Genomic DNA, 18026 nt, shown 5'->3' on the forward strand with positions numbered 1-18026 from the left:
CCTTATCCGCTTATATTATCGCGAGATTAAACGCCCAATCGATTGATGATCGTATCCAAAATTTCATTCATAGTGTTAATCATCTTTGCGGATGCATTGTAAGAATGCTGGAACTGAACCATATTGGCCATTTCTTCGTCCAAGTTGACTCCCATGACCGACTGTCTCATGTTTTCAAGTTCAGTCATGAGATCGTTTTGAATTCCGAATTCTTGTTTTGCCTCTCTCGCTTCCGTTCCCAGTTTCGAGATGAGAGTATTGTAGAAATCATCGGTCGTTTTAGAATAATCAACCATAACCGGATTATTTCTCAAAGCGGATGCGACCATCAAAGCGTTTCTTCCGTCTTTATGGCCACCGGGCGAATTATAATCTCCGGTTCCACCCACGTCCTTACCTCGAGCGGCGGCGATGTTTGCAACGTTATTCGCTATTGAATCCGCCACCCTAAAATGGGAAGAAGGATGAAAGTGAGGAGTTAGCGTGATATCTTCGGAACGCGCTTGCAGCTTGTTGATTTCGCCAAGACGTTTATAATCGTAAGCGCCGGAAGGGCCGGACGCCATTAAGATACCGGTCATTCCCACAAGAAGGTCTCCCGAATCCTCCAAATGTCTGAGTATAAAATTCTTATTGGGATGATCATCGGCAACCGTCGCCTTCAAAGCCAACTGGTTATCGTGATTCATATAAGCCACAACACCGGAACGGGAAGCGTTGATCTTTTTAATGATTCCGTTTAATGTATCGTTGGAAGAATAAGGAATCAACACAGAAGCTTCTTTAACATCCGATTGATTGAAAGTAATCGCTCCGTTGATTCCGATCGGCCTGTCAGGATCGATTGTATTTCTACCGGTGACTCTAAAAATCGCAGTGATATCGTTTTGCCCGTCTCCATTGGAATCGTATTCCCCGAATGTGTTGATGGATAAGGAGCGAATATTAAAGAAAGCTTGATTTGTATTTCCATTGATCCCGAATCCGTCTTTATGGATTTCGTTCACAGCGTCCATTACGTTGATGGAAAGAGAATCCACTTGATCAATCTTCTCGCGAATGATCTTATCACGAACCTCGATGAGACCTTGCAATCTTCCTTTTCTCAAAAGAACCGGATCTCCTGTCGCCGACCAATATAGATCCAAAAGCCCGTCTTTGGAAGGATTTCCTATAATATCGATCTTGTTCGCCTTATTACCTTGAACGAGAATTTGCTGGCCGATAAAAACCATCAGTTCATCCTCGTCGGAACGACCAATCGTGACATCAACTAAGGAAGAAAGTTCCTGCAAAAGAGCGTCTCGTTTGTCGTAGAGGTCGTTCGGTTTATCACCCAAGGCTTCCGACTTACCAATTCTCTCATTTAAAGTACGAATATTCTCGGCGATCGTATTCATGTGATAGGCTTTGGTTTCAATCTCACGATTTGCCTGATCACGTAGTTGCGCAAGCTTACGATACACGTCTTCGGTTCTACTTCCTAGTCCGTTCGCTTTTTCAAGAACGACGGAACGATGTGCGTTATCTTCGGGATAATTCGCCAAATCTTCCCAAGAAGACCAAAACTTATCCATCAAAGTTCTGAGGGTGGTTCCGTTGGGTTCATTAAAAACGGTCTCTAATTGATATAGATATTCGTTACGTGCCGCCCAATAATCCTTATTCCCTGAAGTTTCTATGATTCTATCATCGATAAAGTTATCTCGAATTCTTTCGATCGAAGCGATTTCAACTCCCTGCCCGATTTGTCCGGGAAGATTGGCACGATTTAAAGAAGGATCATACAATGGATCCATAGCGGTCATCGTAACTCTTTGTCTCGCATAATGTTTGTTATCCGCATTGGAAATATTATGACCCGTCGTTTGAAGCGCTTGCTGGTGTGCGGTTAAACCCCGTTTTCCGATTTCAAGTCCTGAAAATGTGGAACCCATGGTTTCCTCCTATTACGAAAATTCCGATCAATTTAGGCCGATGCGTTAAGCATCAAAGCTTGTCTTTTAGTTTGTTTTCGTTCAGGATCTTTCCCCGAACCGTATGTGTTTATACCGGATTCCATCGCTTTTTCTTTCATTGCGTCGATCGTTCTGGAAAGAATTTCTTGACGAGTCAGAATTAATTTTTCATTGGATTTAATTTTTTCTTTTAAACGATGTAGTACAGATTTTAGTGAGGAGCCATATTCTTTTAATTTAAAATTGGAATCTCTGTCGAGTCGGTTTAAAAAATCGGATAACGTAATCGTTCCGGTTTCCGGAAAAGCAAAGTTTTTGGAACGATATACGTCCTCGATCGATTTCATTCTAACTCTTTCGATTTCGGCGGCCATCACAAGCAATTCATATGTTTTTTTAGTAATCGCTTCGAGAGACTTTCCGTCGGCTTGAACGACTGCAATCGATTTTTGAGTTTCTAATTCCAAAACATCCGTATAAAGACCTATCTCATCCTGAAACAGTTTCGTAAGTTGCCCCAGCCATTCCTCTTGTTTCATCGTTTTATCCGTTTCCCGCTTTCAAAGATCGGTAAAATCGAAAATTTGCTTAGATACTTTTCAAAGAAAATAGAGAAATGGCTTTTAGATATAAAAAAGATTAAATTATGTTTTCGATCCCAAAACTTAAAATCTTGCAGCAAATTCAAAACTTGTCTCAAAATCTTTGTAAAAACTACGACTACGCTCCCTAAGCGATTCATAATAAAATGGTAGTTTCGACAAATTACGTCTCTTTACGGATTTTCGAACCAGATTTATCATTGTTTAAATTGAATTCGATATAAGGTTCTGTCCCAAAACTAGGACAGAATCTTGCAGCTTGATCTTTCTGACAAAGTAAACTCGGGTTTTGGGACGTGCTGTAAGAAAGTTTGGGCGAATCGTTCGCGAGCTGAAACTAAAGTTCTGCTCTCTAAAGATCGCAGCATAATTGCATTCGTTACGTCACTCACGTTATCATAAAAAAATTTTTCCGAACCGAATATTCGTTTTTCACTCAAAGCCCGCCTTTAAGCCCAACGTGAGTTCGGCAGTTTTCTTTTATACATTCATTTTTTTCATAAAAACAAAATAAGAGAATCCATGCTTCAAGATCTGAGTAGAATATTACAGTTGCACATTCATTTTGACTTTGATAATTTGAAACACTGCACCCCCACAAATTACGTCTCTTGAGTAGCATAAACCCTTAAACGCATCTTTTTCGTTATTAAATTTTTATGGAGTTTTATATTTTAACATTTAGAGTAAGTTGCTTAATATAAGCCATATGAAAGCTAAAAAGCAGGTTCATAATTTATTTCCAAATCGTTTTTAGATTGTACTTATTGAACATTTCTAAAATTATAGTAGGATACGATGCAAAAATATTTTAGAATTTTTTATATTATTTTTCTAACTCAGTTTTTAAATACTGGAACGATCTCCCCCAAAGATAAGCCCGGAACCAAAACAAAAGAAGTAAACCTTATAGACACCGCCCATTACAGCTCCAAGAAAGAAAAATCAAAAAAAAATCGAAAAAAAGAAAATTACGAATTCGAAATCATCAAAAAGAAAGAAACTCTCTTTTTCTTTTCCATTCAAACCAGAAAGTTCGCGCAAGGCGAACTGCTATTTCTCAAGCTTATCCCTAAAAAAACGGTCCTTTCCAAATTGGATAGAATCAAAATTATTTGGGAAAAAAAAGAAATTCCTCACACAATGAGTGATTTCATTCTATATGCATGGATTCCGGTTTCTCCAGAATTTAATAAAAAAAGTGGCATATTAGAAATTCATAATAAAAATCTTTTTAGAAAAAACGACTATAAAGAATATGAAATTCCCATCCATAAAACGAACTTTTCTGAAACAAAAATTTCTTCTCTAATGATCGATAAAAAATATACCTCACAGGAACTTTCTCAGGAAACTTTGAATTTCATCGCCGCTTGCTCTCAAGCAAAGGCTGAAGCATTTCAGTCAAAAACCGACTTACAAATTGTATCCGATTTCATTTACCCAGTTCAGGAAGTTCACTTTACGAGTCCATTTTATAAAAGACGTATTTATAACAAAACCAAAGGAAAACCTCATGGCGGAGTTGACTTTAAAGGTGCAGTGGGAACCCCAATTTACGCGATCAACGATGGAACAGTAATTTTGTCCAGACCGATGTATTACGAAGGAAATCTTACTGTAATCGACCACGGCTTAGAAGTTTATTCTTTATATATGCATCAATCCGAATTAAACGTAAAAGTAGGCGACAAAGTAAAAAAAGGAAGTCAAATCGGTAAAGTGGGCTCCACAGGAATGTCCACAGGCCCTCATCTTCATTTAGGTCTACGAGTTCAAGGAACGATGGTTGATCCACTTTCTGCAATTGGTCAAAAATTTTTTGATTAAAAGTTTTTGAGTATTTTAAAATTATTACACGATAAATCGACGAGCAATTTTAATAAGAAGTCGCAATTAAACGCAAAATTTAAAATACTCTGCAATCTAAAAAACTCCTATCACTACTCAGAACTATAAAGAATCTTTCTCAAAACCTTAGAAAGAATTATTTCTGAATCTTCAATCAAATGTAGGAGTTCCTACGCTTTTATACGACTACTAATCCTTATAAAATAAATACTGACGTCGATTTTTTGTTGCAACAGACAATTTTTGTAGACAACAAAAAATCAATCCTTCTTTAGTTCTAGGAAAAGAGATCTCATTTGTCATTAGGATTTGTGAGTTCTGTTCAATTTGAAGAAGATGCTACTTGAAAAAGTACCTAATAAAACGTTACTATATCAATTGATGACAGATATTTATAAACGTTTTTGTATTTTTCTTATTCCCCTGTTTTTTATAAATTGTCTTACTACCTATCTGAGGGAGTATCAAAAGGAGATTAGCTCACCTTATAAATTTGAAAGCCCTCTTTACGATGGAATGAGAATTCTACAAAAAAATAACCGTCCTATATTAAAACTATCGTATTTAATCAGACAAGAAAAGAAGTTCCGTCATTATTGCTTGACTCTTTCCGAAATAAATGGGAATCAAAGTAACGAATATTCCTATGAAGTTCAAAATCGCAAACTGAATCAAGAATGTGAGTTCAAGGCCGGAGATTCCAATCTCAACGCTCGAATTGAAAATACAGAAAAAAAAATTATTTCTTTATGAGCTTGGAACGGCGATTCATTTAAATTGGAAGAATAAGGATAGCGGAGGGCTCTTTATCTACCGTGGACAGCCAATTCGAAAAAAAATTTCCGATGTTCGGGAAGCCTGGACCGTAGACCTAAAACAAAGTAGTTATTTTGATCGTAAACTTTGTATTTCGGATTCGAAAAATAGAATTGTTGCATTGGATTGTTCTAAAGGAGAAATTGACAACGACTTTTTTTTTGCGATATACTTGCACACAAACTGAAATCGACTGTTCGAAACAACCAAATACAAGCTCGCTTACTTTATCGGAAATTCCAAAAACCTCTCCGACTTATTTTATGATTAGTTCTAAAAATGTATATGCGATAGGGTATTATTTCTATAACGATTACCGTAAAAATATTGCGGTTTGGTTATCCGACCAAACCTCGTCGCAGACTACTTCACAAATCCTACAAATAGAATTCAATCCCCAGTCTAAAACGTTCGACTTGGGGAAAGTAGTCGTCTATGGAGCAAGTTATTTGATGTATCCGGTTACGATCGCAATCGATATTTTTTTCACCCCCTTCGTATTATGGCGGTATAATAGGGATAGGGCTCAAGACCGGGACTGACGGATTTTAAAATTTATTACACCTAATGAATTATTCAGAGTATGAGTAGAAAGTAACTGCTATGATAATAGAGTTGTTGAAAAATTAATTCTGTCCGTTTCTGCTTCGTTGAAATGGATGCTTGAAGCGGTTCTGTTAATCCGAATCATGGAATTTTTCAACAACTCTAATGTAGAAACTCGTATAAAAGCGAGAACAAGAAAGGAATTCCCAAAAGACGTAAATTACACAGTGCGACATAGTTTGTAGGAATATCATGTTTCAGTAAAACTTTGCCTAAAAGAATTCTCTATAAAACTAAACCTATATATAAACCTCCGTTTCTACATCAGTTAAACATTCATTTTATATGGTTTTCTAAACAAAAACGAATAAGCAAAAAATATTAAAAATTAAATCATTCAAATATTCTAATACTTTTTCTAGCTCAAGATCATACCCATAACGTTACCCACAAATTAAGAAGGCTTTTGGGATCATAAGGATCAAAAACGCACATTTTTTCAAGTGTTCCGACAAGAATGAGGCTTTTTACTTGCAAGAAGTATGATTTTGTGGTAAAGAAAACCTCCCGAGTCTTCCCAACCGCCTCTCCCCTCCACCCAAAATCAGGGTGGGGTGTAAGTTTCACAGAGGATTTGTAGTAATTCCGACAGATTTATCTTCAGATCCAAGTATTTGTGGGTAACGTTATGATCATACCCGGTCGCTTCGGATCCGGTCCAATTATACCCACCAATAAATTGTCGTTTTTCAAACCCGGAAGCCAACGGTCCATAAAATTCTGAAAGGAAATTTCATAAGTTTTAAATAAAGAATATGCATCCACATGATCGATAACCGTTTGCACCCGATTTAGGGATGACCAAAAAGGCATAGCTCTTTTTCCGGAAACTGTTATAGGACTAGGAAAACCACTTTCATCCTGCAAAGTCCAAACCTTTTTGTGTTTTTTTATTTCTATAAAAAATTGATGAAATTGAGCAGACGATTGATTCCCCATAATTTTTAGACACTTGATAATCGCCTCAAACTACGATTATCCATTTGAAATCTCGGTCGTATAACATAATATCAATGAAAGTAGAATTACTGAGTCATCCGCATTGAATTTCAAAATTGTTGTTTTACTTTCTCCAAAAAAATAAGTTCTTAAACACAATAACAGTCATAACAAAAAATCAACCGACAAGAATCATATATTAAAATTTCAATTTTTTTAAAAATCGGAAAACCTTAATTATTCTCTTTTAAAACTTTGCAGAATTTTCTCCACGGATTCCTCGTGAACTCTTCCTTTAACCAAACTTTCCGAAATATGAAATAAAAAAGAATCCGGAAGTTTATCCCCTGAGGCTATAAAAAAACCGGTTTTAGCGTACCTGGGTCTTAGGTTATCGTAATAAGTCCAAAAAACTCCATCCATTTTCCTTTCAAAATTTTCCTCGCCAAGCTCGTGAACTTCGATCACTTCTCCTTGATTGACAGATAAATTCAAAAATTTTATGAACTCGGATTTGACCTTATCGATTTCTAAAAATGGTTCCGGAAAATAAAAAATCCGAATCGATGGATAACGATTCGGATCAGTTTCACTGGAAGAAATAATTCCCGCGATTTGTCCAGTTCCGGTCTGATCCTTTAAAGTTAGATTCTTAGGATTGTGAAAGTAAAAATCCTCTGGTAAAGAAAGTTGGACTTGAATATCTAAATTTTTCAGAATCTTGGATTCCGAATCGTAATTCCAATTTGTAAGTTCTTTTTGTTCCCAAGTCGGTTTAAAAAGCAGATAGGAGGTTAATATCTCGGCTTGTTGAAGCGCTTTAAAGCTTAAAAGTCCGGCCGTCAGAACCATGAGGCCAAGCAAAGAAATTCTATAAAAGACTGTACTTTCTAAAAAGCGAAGAATAAAGCCTATGACACAATAAACCGTGATAAAGATAATACCGGATCGATTGGAATAAAAATCCGTAAAGAAAAGCGATAATATACAAAAAATGAATACGGTTCCTTCTACGATCGGATTTAAAAAAATTCGAACTGTATCGTAAGCCGTCGCAGAGTTAGGACCTATTTTATATTTTTTAATAGGCTCTTGCTTAAGAAGCTTTCCAAACGCAAAAGAAATCACAAAGAAAAAAATCGTTGTAATTAAATAAGTTCCGGTGACCAAAAGCAAAATAAAAAAAATAGGAAGATGACTTTCGTGCAAGATAAGAAAAGAAATTCCGATAACGGAGTAAACCAGATAAAGCTTTCGCAAAAAGGAAAGTTCTTGCAGTTTCATGAGGAAAGCTTGGAATTTCTTCCAAGCTGGAATTTTTAGGAGCCATTTCATGAGTCAGATTACCGATTTTTTTTTAGATTTGAAAGCGAGTTTTAACAGCCTATCTCAGTCGATCCAATCATTTCTCGACACTATCGGAACGATCACTTCTTTTTTAAAGATTCTTTTTTCCATCGTTCCTTTGGATTTATTCCTGGTCTTGATCTTTTCTTTGATTCTAGTATTTTTACTCAACACGATCTCACCGACCACAAGTCGTCTGAATTATACCTTAAGCGTATTAGTCGTCTCAACACTCCGAGTGTTCTTCCATAAATCCATTTCTCAAACTTGGAATCTCGGACCTGTATTTTTAACCGCGATTTATCTTTTAATTCCTGCATATTCTGTGCTTTTATTTCGTTTTGTTTTTTTCTCATTAAAAAGATTTTACAAAAAAAGACGGGAACTGAGTCCGAAGGATTTCGAAAACGGTCTGATGAACATTCAAGAATCATTTCACAATTTGATGGCAAAAGGTTACGAGGAACTTCATTCCACGGATAAAAAACTCTACCTAGACGGTAATGTATTGAAAGAACAAGTTAGGGACCTAGAAAGAACGATTCAAGGTCTGAAAAATTTTCTCGATTCTAAAAAAGAATAAAAGTCGATTTCAAAAATTCATTCTGTCGGTTTAAACAAATCCTTTATGGCATCTTTCGCCTTAGACTGATTGAAATCATCCCGATCGATCAATATTAGATCAAGATTTTCCTTTTCAAGGCGACTGAGAATTTTTGCGATTTCAGTTTGAGATTTAGAGTTGGTTGCCAAATAACGGAACTTCGTTTTACATTCGGGACAATTTTTATCTTTCGTATAATTTAAACCAAGATGTTTGCAGTTCCCGCAAGTCCCATACAAGTCGTCGATTAACATCAATTGGGAAGAAACCTGGGAGACGCTTAACTTCTTCCAAACTCGGACGTATTTTTTATCGTCAGTTTGCATATCTCATTTGGATAATGACAATCTTTTCTTAGTCAAGACAAAACTGGATCGTTAACTCGATAATATTCCTAAACCTCGTTCATTTCATTGATAAAAATGATAATCGGCGACAAATCGAATTGTGTAATTATAAACAATATTTGTAAGAATACCTAAACTTAAAAATTTTCTATAAATATCATTCGTTAAGGATTTTTCGTTTTTTATTTTAACTAACGTGAATTTGATATAAGAACCCGTCGAGCAACCATAGAAGCGAGACGTTTTAGTTGCCAGCTTGATCTTCCCGATAAGACAGGAAACTAAAATACCGCTCTCTACGAATCGCTTCCGCAGATTTTGGAAAGGGTTCTAAATCCATACAATGAAACTATTTGTTTTGTACTTGGATTTAAGAAGATACGTTCTTTTTCGAAAAAATTCCACTCATTCAGAAAGAAATCCTTCGGCATTTTATTTTTTCCCTTCGAAGATATGTCATCGATTCTTTTACCTTGACTTTTGATTTCTTAAATTCAAACTTTTTGAAAATTTCAAAACGATTTAGGAATGCAAAATGAAGCTATTATCAATGAGAATTTATTTTATTTTTTTTACTACGCTGATTACAATCGGGAACTGCCTTTACACAAACGTTAAAACGCCCGGTTGGTTTTATTCCCAAAGTTACACTGATGTTCGCGGAATGGACCCTATCGGAAAACTTTCCGGGCAGGCCTGTGGCGAAGGTTGGCTTTGGCTTGTTTATACAGGGGATGAAAGTTATGAAGCCGCGGTCCAAAACGCAATTCAGGACAAAGCAGATCTTCTTTTCGACGTGCAAACTGACTATTATGTCAAATCAATATTTTTCAATCTCTACTTTTATAAGTGCACGCGGGTAACGGGAATCGGCGTTAAACTTCCGCAACGGCTGATGAAAAAAGAGTAAAAAATAAGATGAAGTCCCAAATCAAAATCTTTTTCTTATTTTACTTAAGTGGGATTTTATTCTTAGGATGTGCGTTACCGATTGGAAATCGTAGAACTCTTGTTAAACGAAATCCAATGCCCTACCCGACAGATGCAATCCTATCGCCCGAAAACCGTGTGTCCATAACGGGAACTTATTTTAGAGATCCTTCAATTCACTATGGAAATGCTTCTACCCGATTGCGTTTGTTTGGATTCGACGGATTTATACATTCCACCTCTTCTCTTCCGCATAAAGATATGTTTCACGGCTCATTGGATGATTGGGACTGGTCTAAACACAGGATTATTCGTTTTGAAGGGCAAAGCCAAGGTTGCCAAAGAGGAGTAACGTTGATTCTTCCTTTAAGACAAGGAGAACGGGAAGCTTTAGTTCCGGTATCCTTCGTTTTTGGAAAAACGAGTTTCTACGACGAGCTCAAGCAAGAAATGAAAAAAAATAAAATCAAAGCTCTTTTCGATTCCAAATTAGACATAGAACAAACGGCTTATTTATTTTGGCTAATTCAGAAAAAATGTATTCGATTTAAAAGTTATGCTATTCAAGAATTTTGAATTGAGTTCATTGAGTACATGACAGGAAAACAAAGAACAATTCTTATACTTTCATCCTTATCGGGATTTTTCGGAGTCGCTTTAGGCGCATTTGGCGCTCACGCTTTAAAACCGATTTTAACTCCCGAATTATTCGCAATTTATGAAACAGGAAATCGATATCATCTAATTCACAGCATTCCCCCTTTGATTTTAGCAATAACGGGATACATAAATAACAGTCGACTTATCTGGTTTTCTTCTATTCTATTTCTCATAGGAATTCTAGTATTTTCAGGATCTTTATACACATTGGCAATCGTAGGAATTAGAGCGTTAGGAGCAATTACTCCAATTGGAGGAATCGCATTTTTAATCGCTTGGGGACTTCTTAGTTTTTACGCGGTTCTATCGAAGAAAACTAACGTTTAATTCCGTAATAGAATTTACCTTTTTTTTCGATTAATCTTCTCGTAATCAAACCCTCCGCAATAATCAAAAGACCTTGGACAGCGGATTCTTTTTTGGCGATTTCCGTATCTTTTTGTTCGGCCATAAGTTGATGCACATATTCCCTTCTTTTTCCTTCGAGAACCCCAAGCATGGAACCACAAACCTTGTTATCGCCGATAAGAAAGGCTAACGCGAGAGTTTGGGGCGGAGTTTCATTACAAAGATAATAAAGAGCTAAATTATCAAAGTAAGAAAATTCCCCAAAAGATTTGACTGTAAGCTCTTCTTTTTCATCCATGATGGATCGATTCCTGTTCAACAAGTTTTTTCTCAAGATATTGTACCAGATAAAAAGAATCCGGATCGGAGCCCGTAGCGGAACGAATTAAATCTTTAGCGGAATAAAATTTTCCCTTCCAGTGAATATTTCTTTTAAGCCAATTCAGGAGAGAAGAAAAATCCTCTTTCTCTTTCACTTCCAATCGAAAATTCGAATTTTCTTTCGAAAAAGCCTGAAAGAGTTGAGCCGAGTAAATATTACCCAGCGTATAAGTCGGAAAGTAACCAAAAGCCCCTGCACTCCAATGAACATCTTGCAAAATTCCTTCTTTATCGGAAGATACCGTAATTCCAAACAGTTCTTTCATTTTAGAATTCCAGACTTCCGGAAGTTCCGGAACTTGTATTTTACCGTTGATTAATTCTCTCTCGATCTCAAATCGGAGAATAATGTGAAGATTATACGTAATTTGATCAGCCTCCACCCGAATTAAGGAAGCAGAAGACTGATTGATATAAGAAAAAAGTTTGGAAAAAGACAATTCAGATTCTTTAATGTTTAAAACGTTAAGTAAAATCGGATAATACATCTCCCAAAACTCCATAGATCTTCCCACTTGATTTTCCCAAAGTCTACTCTGCGATTCGTGAATGCCCAAAGAGACGGAATCGTGTAAAGGGGAAGGGCCGCCGACAATTTCGGATATTCCAACTTCGTAAAGAGAATGTCCCGTTTCATGCAAAATACTGAATATAGAAGAAAGCGGATCTTTTAGATCATAACGCGTAGTGATTCTTTTATCCTTACTTCCAAGAGAAGCAGAAAAAGGATGCTCACTTGCATCCAAACGTGAAACACGAGAAGACAACCCTAAAATACCGGGAAGAGCTTCCCCTAATTTCTTTTGAAGAAGGATTGGAATTTCTTTTAAAAACGGATTCGCGACTTTTTTTCCTTTTGCAATTAAAGGTTTTAAACTATTCTTTAAATTGAAAAATAATTTATCTAAATCTTTTGCGGTTTGACCGGGCTCATAATTTTCAAGTAACGCGTCGTATGCCTCCGTTTGATAGCCGTAACATTCGGTTTGTTTTTTACTTAATTCAACAATCTTAGAAAGAATTTGTGCAAAATCCACAAATCGATTTTCCCTTTTCGCTTTAGCCCAAATCGAATGCGCTTTACTTGTAGTAACAGAAAATTCTTCGACAAGTTCTTGGGAAAGACGACGAGAACGATCCAAGTCTTGAAATAATCTTTCAAACTCGATTTTTCGTTCCTCTCGACCTGGAAGATTTTTTTGTTCGTTTTCTTCTCTCGCCCTTTCCGCAAGTTTGTAAAAACTTTCACCGGCATATTTCGAATGGATCAACCCGGAAAGAAGTCCGATCTGGAAACCTCGTTCCACTCTTCCCCCTTCAGGCAAAATAATTTCCGAGTCCCATTGAAGCACATTAAGAACATTCCTAAGGGTCCAAATTTCCTGGTAAGCGATTCTATATTCCGTAAAATACTTTAACTCGTTACGAATCTGCTCGGTAAAAAGGCTTTCATACTCTTTCATCTCAGTGGATAGTAAAAATTCTTCTTTTAGATTGACAAGTACCCTAACCACAAAAAAATGATTTTTGCACGAATCGCGGGCATGGTGTAATGGCTAGCACTGTAGCCTTCCAAGCTTCCAGTGAGGGTTCGAGTCCCTCTGCCCGCAAAACTTCCCTTAAACACAATAAAATTCTGAAATTACTATTTGATGACTCGAACGCGAGCTTTGGAAAGCATTTGTAGCGACCGTAGGAGCGTCACAAATGCGACCGAAGCACACGAAGTGCCGAGGACAAAGCGAAGTGCCTCGAAGTTAGTCGAGCAAGGATGCGAGACTACGGAGAGGGCGAGTCCCTCTGCCCGCAAAACTTCCTTTAAACACAATAAAATTCTGAAATTACTATTTGATGACTCGAACGCGAGCTTTGGAAAGCATTTGTAGCGACCGTAGGAGCGTCACAAATGCGACCGAAGCACACGAAGTGCCGAGGACAAAGCGAAGTGCTTCGAAGTTAGTCGAGCAAGGATGCGAGACTACGAAGAGGGCGGAGTCCCTCGATTTCAATTATCTTAAAACATTTTTAAGATAATTCCTAACGAATAACTCGAACACAAATTCGAAAAAACCAAACAACGACCCAACTTGGTGAAGCATTCCCGAGCAAATGTTGTGTCTAGAGGTTAAAGGAAGCCGCTTTGAAGTAAAGTTGCCATGATAAAAAAGGCGGAGAATTTTTTCAATTTTCCTATAAAAATGGATAATAAAAGTAATAAGCTAATTCATATAATGCTTGTTAAACGAAAATACGATTACTTTAAAAAATTTTATAATTTTGATAGTTTGCAAAGCAAAAATATATTTGTCGTCAATGGAATCGGTTTTTGCAAAACTTTAAGTACTGATTTGAATTGAAGCGATTTTGATACGGTGATACTCAAATATTCTTAAAAACGGTCGATGTATCTTTATATAAAAATTTACCTAAAACAAATCATCCAGTCCGTAAGAACTATCCCAAAACTTAAGAACTTGTCCCAAAACCTGAAAAGAAATCAGCACAACCATTTTATAAGTTCGTAATAGAGCCAGGAAATTCCGGTAGATCGGTGATTTATGGATTTCTAACGAATTGTATCGTTGGAACACTCTAGTAGGAGTTCCAACATCTGAGGTTTTGGGACAAGTTCTAAGCCTATTGTTGGAATGTTTTCATAGAAGTTCCTATGATTCTAGAGTTTTGAGGGGCCTTGAAGGTAAGACAATCGGTTCCATAAGGAGGAACCGATCAAGATTGGATTCTATCTTTGAATTGAACTCTTCGATCTATTATTTTGAATCTCATTCAAAAAAACAATATTCTTTGTATCGTTTTCTAAAATGTTATCGGCAAGAGCTTCCAGCAACCTTCCTATTTTTTTACTTTGGGAAAAATCCGGCTTACGGGAGATTTTGTCCGGTTTATTTTCCGGGTTATCTTCGTTTGCTCGGGAATACAAGGGAAATCCTCCAAATAAGATGTAGAAAAAGAATGCTTTCCAATTTCAAGTCCTGTCAAGCTCATTCCTTTTCTTCTACTTTAATTCCAGCGTGTTTTTCCAACTCTTTGATTCTTTTGGCCCATTTCTGGAAATTCACGAGATTGTGAATATTTACACGAACTTTTTGAAATTCGGGAAAAGTTAAACCGTAATCCCAACCTACGAAAATTTCTTTTTTCTTCGGGGAATTTCTCAAAGAAGTTCCACCCGCAAGGATCGTTCCCGCCGGAACATGAAGATGATCCGCGACCGCACAAGCTCCTCCAATAATCACGTCGTCTTCAACAATCGTACTACCAGCAACACCACTTTGTCCAGCGATGATGATGTTTTTTCCCAATACACAATTGTGAGCAACGTGAACCATATTATCAAATTTGCATCCGTCTCCAATAATCGTGTCCTCCAAACCACCTCGATCGATTGTACACAAAGATCCTATTTCAACGTCGTCTCCTATTTTTACTCCGCCCACTTGAGGAATTTTATGGTGTTTACCATTTGCGGTAACAAATTTAAATCCATCTCCACCGATCGAACAATTTCCGGAACAGATAAATCTCTTTCCAATCAGGACTCCGTGTTGAATGGAAGAATTAAGACCGATGTGAGAATCTTCTCCAATGATTACATTTCTGGAAACCTTAACTCCGTCCTCAAGATAGGTGTTCGCTCCAATCACAGAGTTTTCTCCGATCACCACAAATTCTCCTACCGTAACTCCAAAACCTAGTTTAGCAGTCGGATGAATAGAAGCAGTGGAAGAAATTTTTCCGGAAGGAACGTAAGAGGGATAAAGAACGTTAAGAACTTCTGCAAGACTTAGTTCCGGATTAGAAACCACAAGGCAAGGAATAGACAATTCCTTTGCAAGTTCTTCGGTAGTTAATATCACGCTGGAAATAGTTTTTTTGGCTTCGTTTAACATTTTTTTATTGGAAAGAAAACTTACGGAATTTTTTGCTCCGGGAAAGATGGAGACGATTTTCTCTAGAATGATCGTGTCCGGTATCTGGGTGTTTATAATTTTAGACCCGCTTATTTTTTTCGTTAATTCTGATAATTTGATCTGGGACATGTTTCCTCGTTTTATTTCGTTATTACACGGAGAAATGGACAATTCCGATCGTCACGCAAAAAAGAAGAAAGGTTGTACATAGAAAATTATCGATTTATAAGAATTACTATTTCGTCGGAAATACGATATAAATATCCCGTTTGACGAAATGGTCTGTCTGAAAACCATGTAGGAAATTCAAAAAATTTTTCATTTTTAGGAATTGTATCCGCTTATGAAACCGATTAGAGAACCCCAGATTAACTTATTTAAAAAATCCAATCCCTACAAAGCCAAAGTAATCAGCAACGTTCTATTAACTCCAGAAGCCGGAACCGGGAAAAGACCCAAAAAAGAAGGAGAAGCGCTTGTTCATAGAATAACTTTAGCGCTCGATCATTCCGCTTATCCATACTTAATCGGACAAAGCGGCGGAGTAATTCCTCCAGGTGAAGATCCTGAAAAAAAAGCGAAAGGTTTAGCCGATGCGAGTTATACAGTAAGACTTTATTCCATCGCTTCTCCAAGTTATTCCTTTGGAATGAAAGAAGACAATATCGAATTCATTATTAAAAGAGATAACGTATACGATGAAAATGGAAACCTTCAATTCAAAGGTGTTTGTTCGAACTATATGTGTGATCTGAAACCCGGCGACGAAGTCATAATGACCGGACCTTCCGGAAAGAAATTTCTTCTTCCCGCCACGGATTTCGAAAAAGATATTATGTTTCTTGCAACAGGAACCGGAATCGCTCCTTTCATTGGAATGAGTGAGGAACTTTTAGAACATAAACTTATCAAATTCACCGGAAATATTACTCTTGTCTATGGAGCGCCTTATTCCGATGAACTTGTAATGATGGATTACCTTAGAGGTTTAGAATCCAAACACAAGAATTTTAAACTTATTACTGCAATTTCCAGAGAAGAAAAAAATCCTTTCGACGGCGGAAGAATGTATATCTCCCACCGAGTTCGTGAACAAGCAGAAATAGTAAAAAAGATTTTGAACGGTGGCGGGCGTTTCTATATTTGCGGCGGACCGAAAGGAATGGAAAAAGGTGTAATTGAAGAAATCCAAAAAACCGCCGAACATGCAGGAACGTACGAAGAGTTTAAACATCACCTGGAAGGTGCCCATCAGTTATTCGTCGAAACATACTGATCGCATTCAATAGAGTTGTTGAAAATTCCATAGTTCAGATCAACAAAACCGCTTCCATCCATCGTTTTCATAAAACAAAAACGGATGGAGAGTTAATTTTTCAAAAACTCTAATTCAAAAAAGCCAAGGAAATTCGATTTCTTTCGGCTTTTTTATTTTATAATCCCAAAGAATATTATAAAAAAAATTCGAGGAAATTCGTATCCCTTATTTATATTGGTAAAAGAATTAGTTCCATAGGTGATATTGCTCTGAATTTAGCAAGAGGAGAGCATTAGCTTTACAACTTTTGGTCCTTTTGTATAGAAGATTTGAGTTTTGAGATAATTATAAATTTTATCGGGAGAATTAAATATGGGAATCATTATTCGTGACGTAGATAAAGGCAGAGGCGAAGTGATTCGGGTGGAAGTTTCAGAATACAAAGGGATTAAGTACCTCAATCTCCGAATTTGGTACACAGATAAAGACGGAGAAAAAAAGCCGACTCAGAAAGGAATTGCAATTCCACCAGAACTCTACGACGAAATCAAAAAAGCAGTTATCGAAGCCGAAAACGAAGTAAAAAGCTAAAATTCACTTTCATGCTTGATACAAGCTTTTTCATATTAATTTTCCAAATAAGGTAAAGCGAATAAAAGATACGGCACTTTCCCGAATTTAAGGAATCAACAAATCCAACCGCTTTTTAACGATAAAAAATACGATCATTTGAAACGAATCGTTTCGTGCTGTTACGATAAAAATTAGAATATTTGAAAATGTCCGAAGAACAATATTCATGGGTAGATGGGCAACTTAAAGAGATCGAAGAATTCAAAATATTAACTTTATGTACAAATCTTTAAATGATAGGATTCTCTCCGATTTTTTTAAAAGTATGAAAGACTTACTCTTAAAAGAAAGAGAAGAAGTTCCCAGTTTTACGAGAATCTATCAAAAAGAAGAATTGATTAGTGAAACGTTTAACAAAGTCGAGAAACATTTGGATTCTTCCTTTCACAGCGAAATTCTTTGCATTCGTGACGCGAAAAAAAAATTAAAAACTCGCTATCTTACAGATTGTACACTCATTACCTCCTTGGAACCTTGCCTCATGTGCACAGGTACAATTCTTCTTTCAAGAATTCCGAAAATAATTTATCTTTTACCTGCACGACAAGGAGAAGGAATTTCGTCTCTCAGTATGGAGATGATTTATTCACGAAATTTTTTTCCCGAACTGATTTGTATTCCAGCTGAAATTTCTAAAAATGCATTCAAATCGTTTTTCAAAATCAGAAGAAAGAAATTCAATTGACATACAACCTCTAGACGGAATTTCTGAAAGCTACAGGAGAAGTGTCAGAGTGGTCTATTGTGCATGCTTGGAAAGCATGTGTGCCAAAAGCACCCCGGGTTCGAATCCCGGCTTCTCCGACTCCGTATT

17 protein-coding genes, 2 tRNA genes and 2 pseudogenes are annotated in these 18026 nt (G+C 36.8%); 11 read left to right on the forward strand and 10 right to left on the reverse strand.

Features of this window, described 5'->3' with window-relative positions; translation table 11 throughout:
- Nucleotides 1-26: 26 nt before the first annotated feature.
- The 3 genes from flgK to CLV95_RS19785 are packed head-to-tail and all read right to left on the reverse strand — an operon-like array spanning nucleotide 27 to nucleotide 2700.
- Complete coding sequence (flgK, locus tag CLV95_RS09570; protein ID WP_002732400.1) at nucleotides 27-1937, reverse strand: flagellar hook-associated protein FlgK; 1911 nt, start codon at nucleotides 1935-1937, stop codon at nucleotides 27-29.
- A 32-nt stretch (nucleotides 1938-1969) separates the two neighbouring features.
- A complete protein-coding gene (locus tag CLV95_RS09575) occupies nucleotides 1970-2497 on the reverse strand; it encodes a flagellar protein FlgN (protein WP_002732538.1) in 528 nt (175 codons plus the stop codon).
- A complete protein-coding gene (locus CLV95_RS19785) occupies nucleotides 2494-2700 on the reverse strand; it encodes a hypothetical protein (RefSeq protein WP_002730392.1) in 207 nt (68 codons plus the stop codon). Before CLV95_RS19785 ends, CLV95_RS09575 begins: the two co-directional genes overlap by 4 nt.
- Before the next feature lie 658 nt (nucleotides 2701-3358).
- Here CLV95_RS19785 and CLV95_RS09585 point away from each other — a divergent pair.
- On the forward strand, nucleotides 3359-4390 hold the full coding sequence (locus CLV95_RS09585; protein WP_002732678.1) for a M23 family metallopeptidase: 1032 nt from the start codon (nucleotides 3359-3361) through the stop codon (nucleotides 4388-4390).
- Nucleotides 4391-4792: 402 nt separating this feature from the next.
- Nucleotides 4793-5769 (forward strand): annotated as a pseudogene (locus CLV95_RS19350) (hypothetical protein).
- Nucleotides 5770-6464: 695 nt separating this feature from the next.
- Here CLV95_RS19350 and CLV95_RS09605 read toward each other — a convergent pair.
- Both CLV95_RS09605 and CLV95_RS18830 read right to left on the reverse strand, forming a co-directional pair.
- Nucleotides 6465-6772, reverse strand: a pseudogene (locus CLV95_RS09605) (DUF2750 domain-containing protein); the annotation flags it as partial.
- Between the two features lie 237 nt (nucleotides 6773-7009).
- A complete protein-coding gene (locus CLV95_RS18830) occupies nucleotides 7010-8107 on the reverse strand; it encodes a hypothetical protein (RefSeq protein ID WP_002732547.1) in 1098 nt (365 codons plus the stop codon).
- Here CLV95_RS18830 and CLV95_RS09615 point away from each other — a divergent pair.
- Nucleotides 8106-8702, forward strand: a complete 597-nt coding sequence (locus CLV95_RS09615) for a hypothetical protein (protein WP_002721711.1) — start codon at nucleotides 8106-8108, stop codon at nucleotides 8700-8702. The genes CLV95_RS18830 and CLV95_RS09615 overlap by 2 nt on opposite strands.
- Before the next feature lie 17 nt (nucleotides 8703-8719).
- Here the strand turns inward: CLV95_RS09615 and CLV95_RS09620 are convergent, their stop codons facing one another.
- Nucleotides 8720-9049 (reverse strand): hypothetical protein, encoded by a 330-nt coding sequence (locus tag CLV95_RS09620; RefSeq protein WP_002721723.1) that lies wholly within the window; start codon nucleotides 9047-9049, stop codon nucleotides 8720-8722.
- 556 nt (nucleotides 9050-9605) lie between these two features.
- Here CLV95_RS09620 and CLV95_RS09635 point away from each other — a divergent pair.
- Genes CLV95_RS09635 through CLV95_RS09645 form a run of 3 tightly spaced genes read left to right on the forward strand, consistent with a single transcriptional unit; the run spans nucleotide 9606 to nucleotide 10987 of the window.
- Complete coding sequence (locus CLV95_RS09635) at nucleotides 9606-9980, forward strand: TRL-like family protein (protein ID WP_011669189.1); 375 nt, start codon at nucleotides 9606-9608, stop codon at nucleotides 9978-9980.
- 8 nt (nucleotides 9981-9988) lie between these two features.
- Nucleotides 9989-10576, forward strand: coding sequence for a hypothetical protein (locus CLV95_RS09640; protein ID WP_002732762.1), 588 nt, complete (start codon nucleotides 9989-9991; stop codon nucleotides 10574-10576).
- An 18-nt stretch (nucleotides 10577-10594) separates the two neighbouring features.
- Nucleotides 10595-10987: a DUF423 domain-containing protein gene (locus CLV95_RS09645; protein ID WP_002721772.1), complete on the forward strand. Its 393-nt coding sequence runs from the start codon at nucleotides 10595-10597 to the stop codon at nucleotides 10985-10987.
- Here the strand turns inward: CLV95_RS09645 and CLV95_RS18835 are convergent.
- On the reverse strand, nucleotides 10977-11306 hold the full coding sequence (locus CLV95_RS18835) for a hypothetical protein (RefSeq protein WP_002721747.1): 330 nt from the start codon (nucleotides 11304-11306) through the stop codon (nucleotides 10977-10979). The genes CLV95_RS09645 and CLV95_RS18835 overlap by 11 nt on opposite strands.
- Nucleotides 11299-12903, reverse strand: a complete 1605-nt coding sequence (locus CLV95_RS09650; RefSeq protein ID WP_002732526.1) for a carboxypeptidase M32 — start codon at nucleotides 12901-12903, stop codon at nucleotides 11299-11301. The genes CLV95_RS18835 and CLV95_RS09650 overlap by 8 nt, the downstream gene beginning before the upstream one ends.
- Before the next feature lie 24 nt (nucleotides 12904-12927).
- On the opposite strand from CLV95_RS09650, the gene CLV95_RS09655 reads away from it, so the two are divergent.
- Nucleotides 12928-12999: transfer RNA gene (locus CLV95_RS09655), tRNA-Gly, on the forward strand.
- Nucleotides 13000-14132: 1133 nt separating this feature from the next.
- Here the strand turns inward: CLV95_RS09655 and CLV95_RS09665 are convergent.
- Together CLV95_RS09665 and lpxD are read right to left on the reverse strand one after the other, a co-directional pair.
- Nucleotides 14133-14330, reverse strand: a complete 198-nt coding sequence (locus CLV95_RS09665) for a hypothetical protein (protein ID WP_002732573.1) — start codon at nucleotides 14328-14330, stop codon at nucleotides 14133-14135.
- Nucleotides 14331-14391: 61 nt separating this feature from the next.
- A complete protein-coding gene (lpxD, locus tag CLV95_RS09670; RefSeq protein WP_026054814.1) occupies nucleotides 14392-15450 on the reverse strand; it encodes a UDP-3-O-(3-hydroxymyristoyl)glucosamine N-acyltransferase in 1059 nt (352 codons plus the stop codon).
- A gap of 214 nt (nucleotides 15451-15664) precedes the next feature.
- On the opposite strand from lpxD, the gene CLV95_RS09675 reads away from it, so the two are divergent.
- From CLV95_RS09675 to CLV95_RS09690, 4 genes are all read left to right on the forward strand, one after another.
- Nucleotides 15665-16597, forward strand: a complete 933-nt coding sequence (locus tag CLV95_RS09675) for a ferredoxin reductase domain-containing protein (protein WP_002728004.1) — start codon at nucleotides 15665-15667, stop codon at nucleotides 16595-16597.
- Nucleotides 16598-16951: 354 nt separating this feature from the next.
- Nucleotides 16952-17170, forward strand: coding sequence for a transcriptional coactivator p15/PC4 family protein (locus CLV95_RS09680; RefSeq protein WP_002728008.1), 219 nt, complete (start codon nucleotides 16952-16954; stop codon nucleotides 17168-17170).
- 259 nt (nucleotides 17171-17429) lie between these two features.
- Nucleotides 17430-17897, forward strand: coding sequence for a nucleoside deaminase (locus CLV95_RS09685; protein ID WP_002732480.1), 468 nt, complete (start codon nucleotides 17430-17432; stop codon nucleotides 17895-17897).
- Nucleotides 17898-17932: 35 nt separating this feature from the next.
- Nucleotides 17933-18016, forward strand: a tRNA-Ser gene (locus CLV95_RS09690).
- Nucleotides 18017-18026 lie beyond the last annotated feature (10 nt).

Origin of the sequence: Leptospira borgpetersenii serovar Javanica (assembly GCF_003046425.1) — a bacterium.
In the GTDB taxonomy this organism is placed as follows: domain Bacteria; phylum Spirochaetota; class Leptospiria; order Leptospirales; family Leptospiraceae; genus Leptospira; species Leptospira borgpetersenii.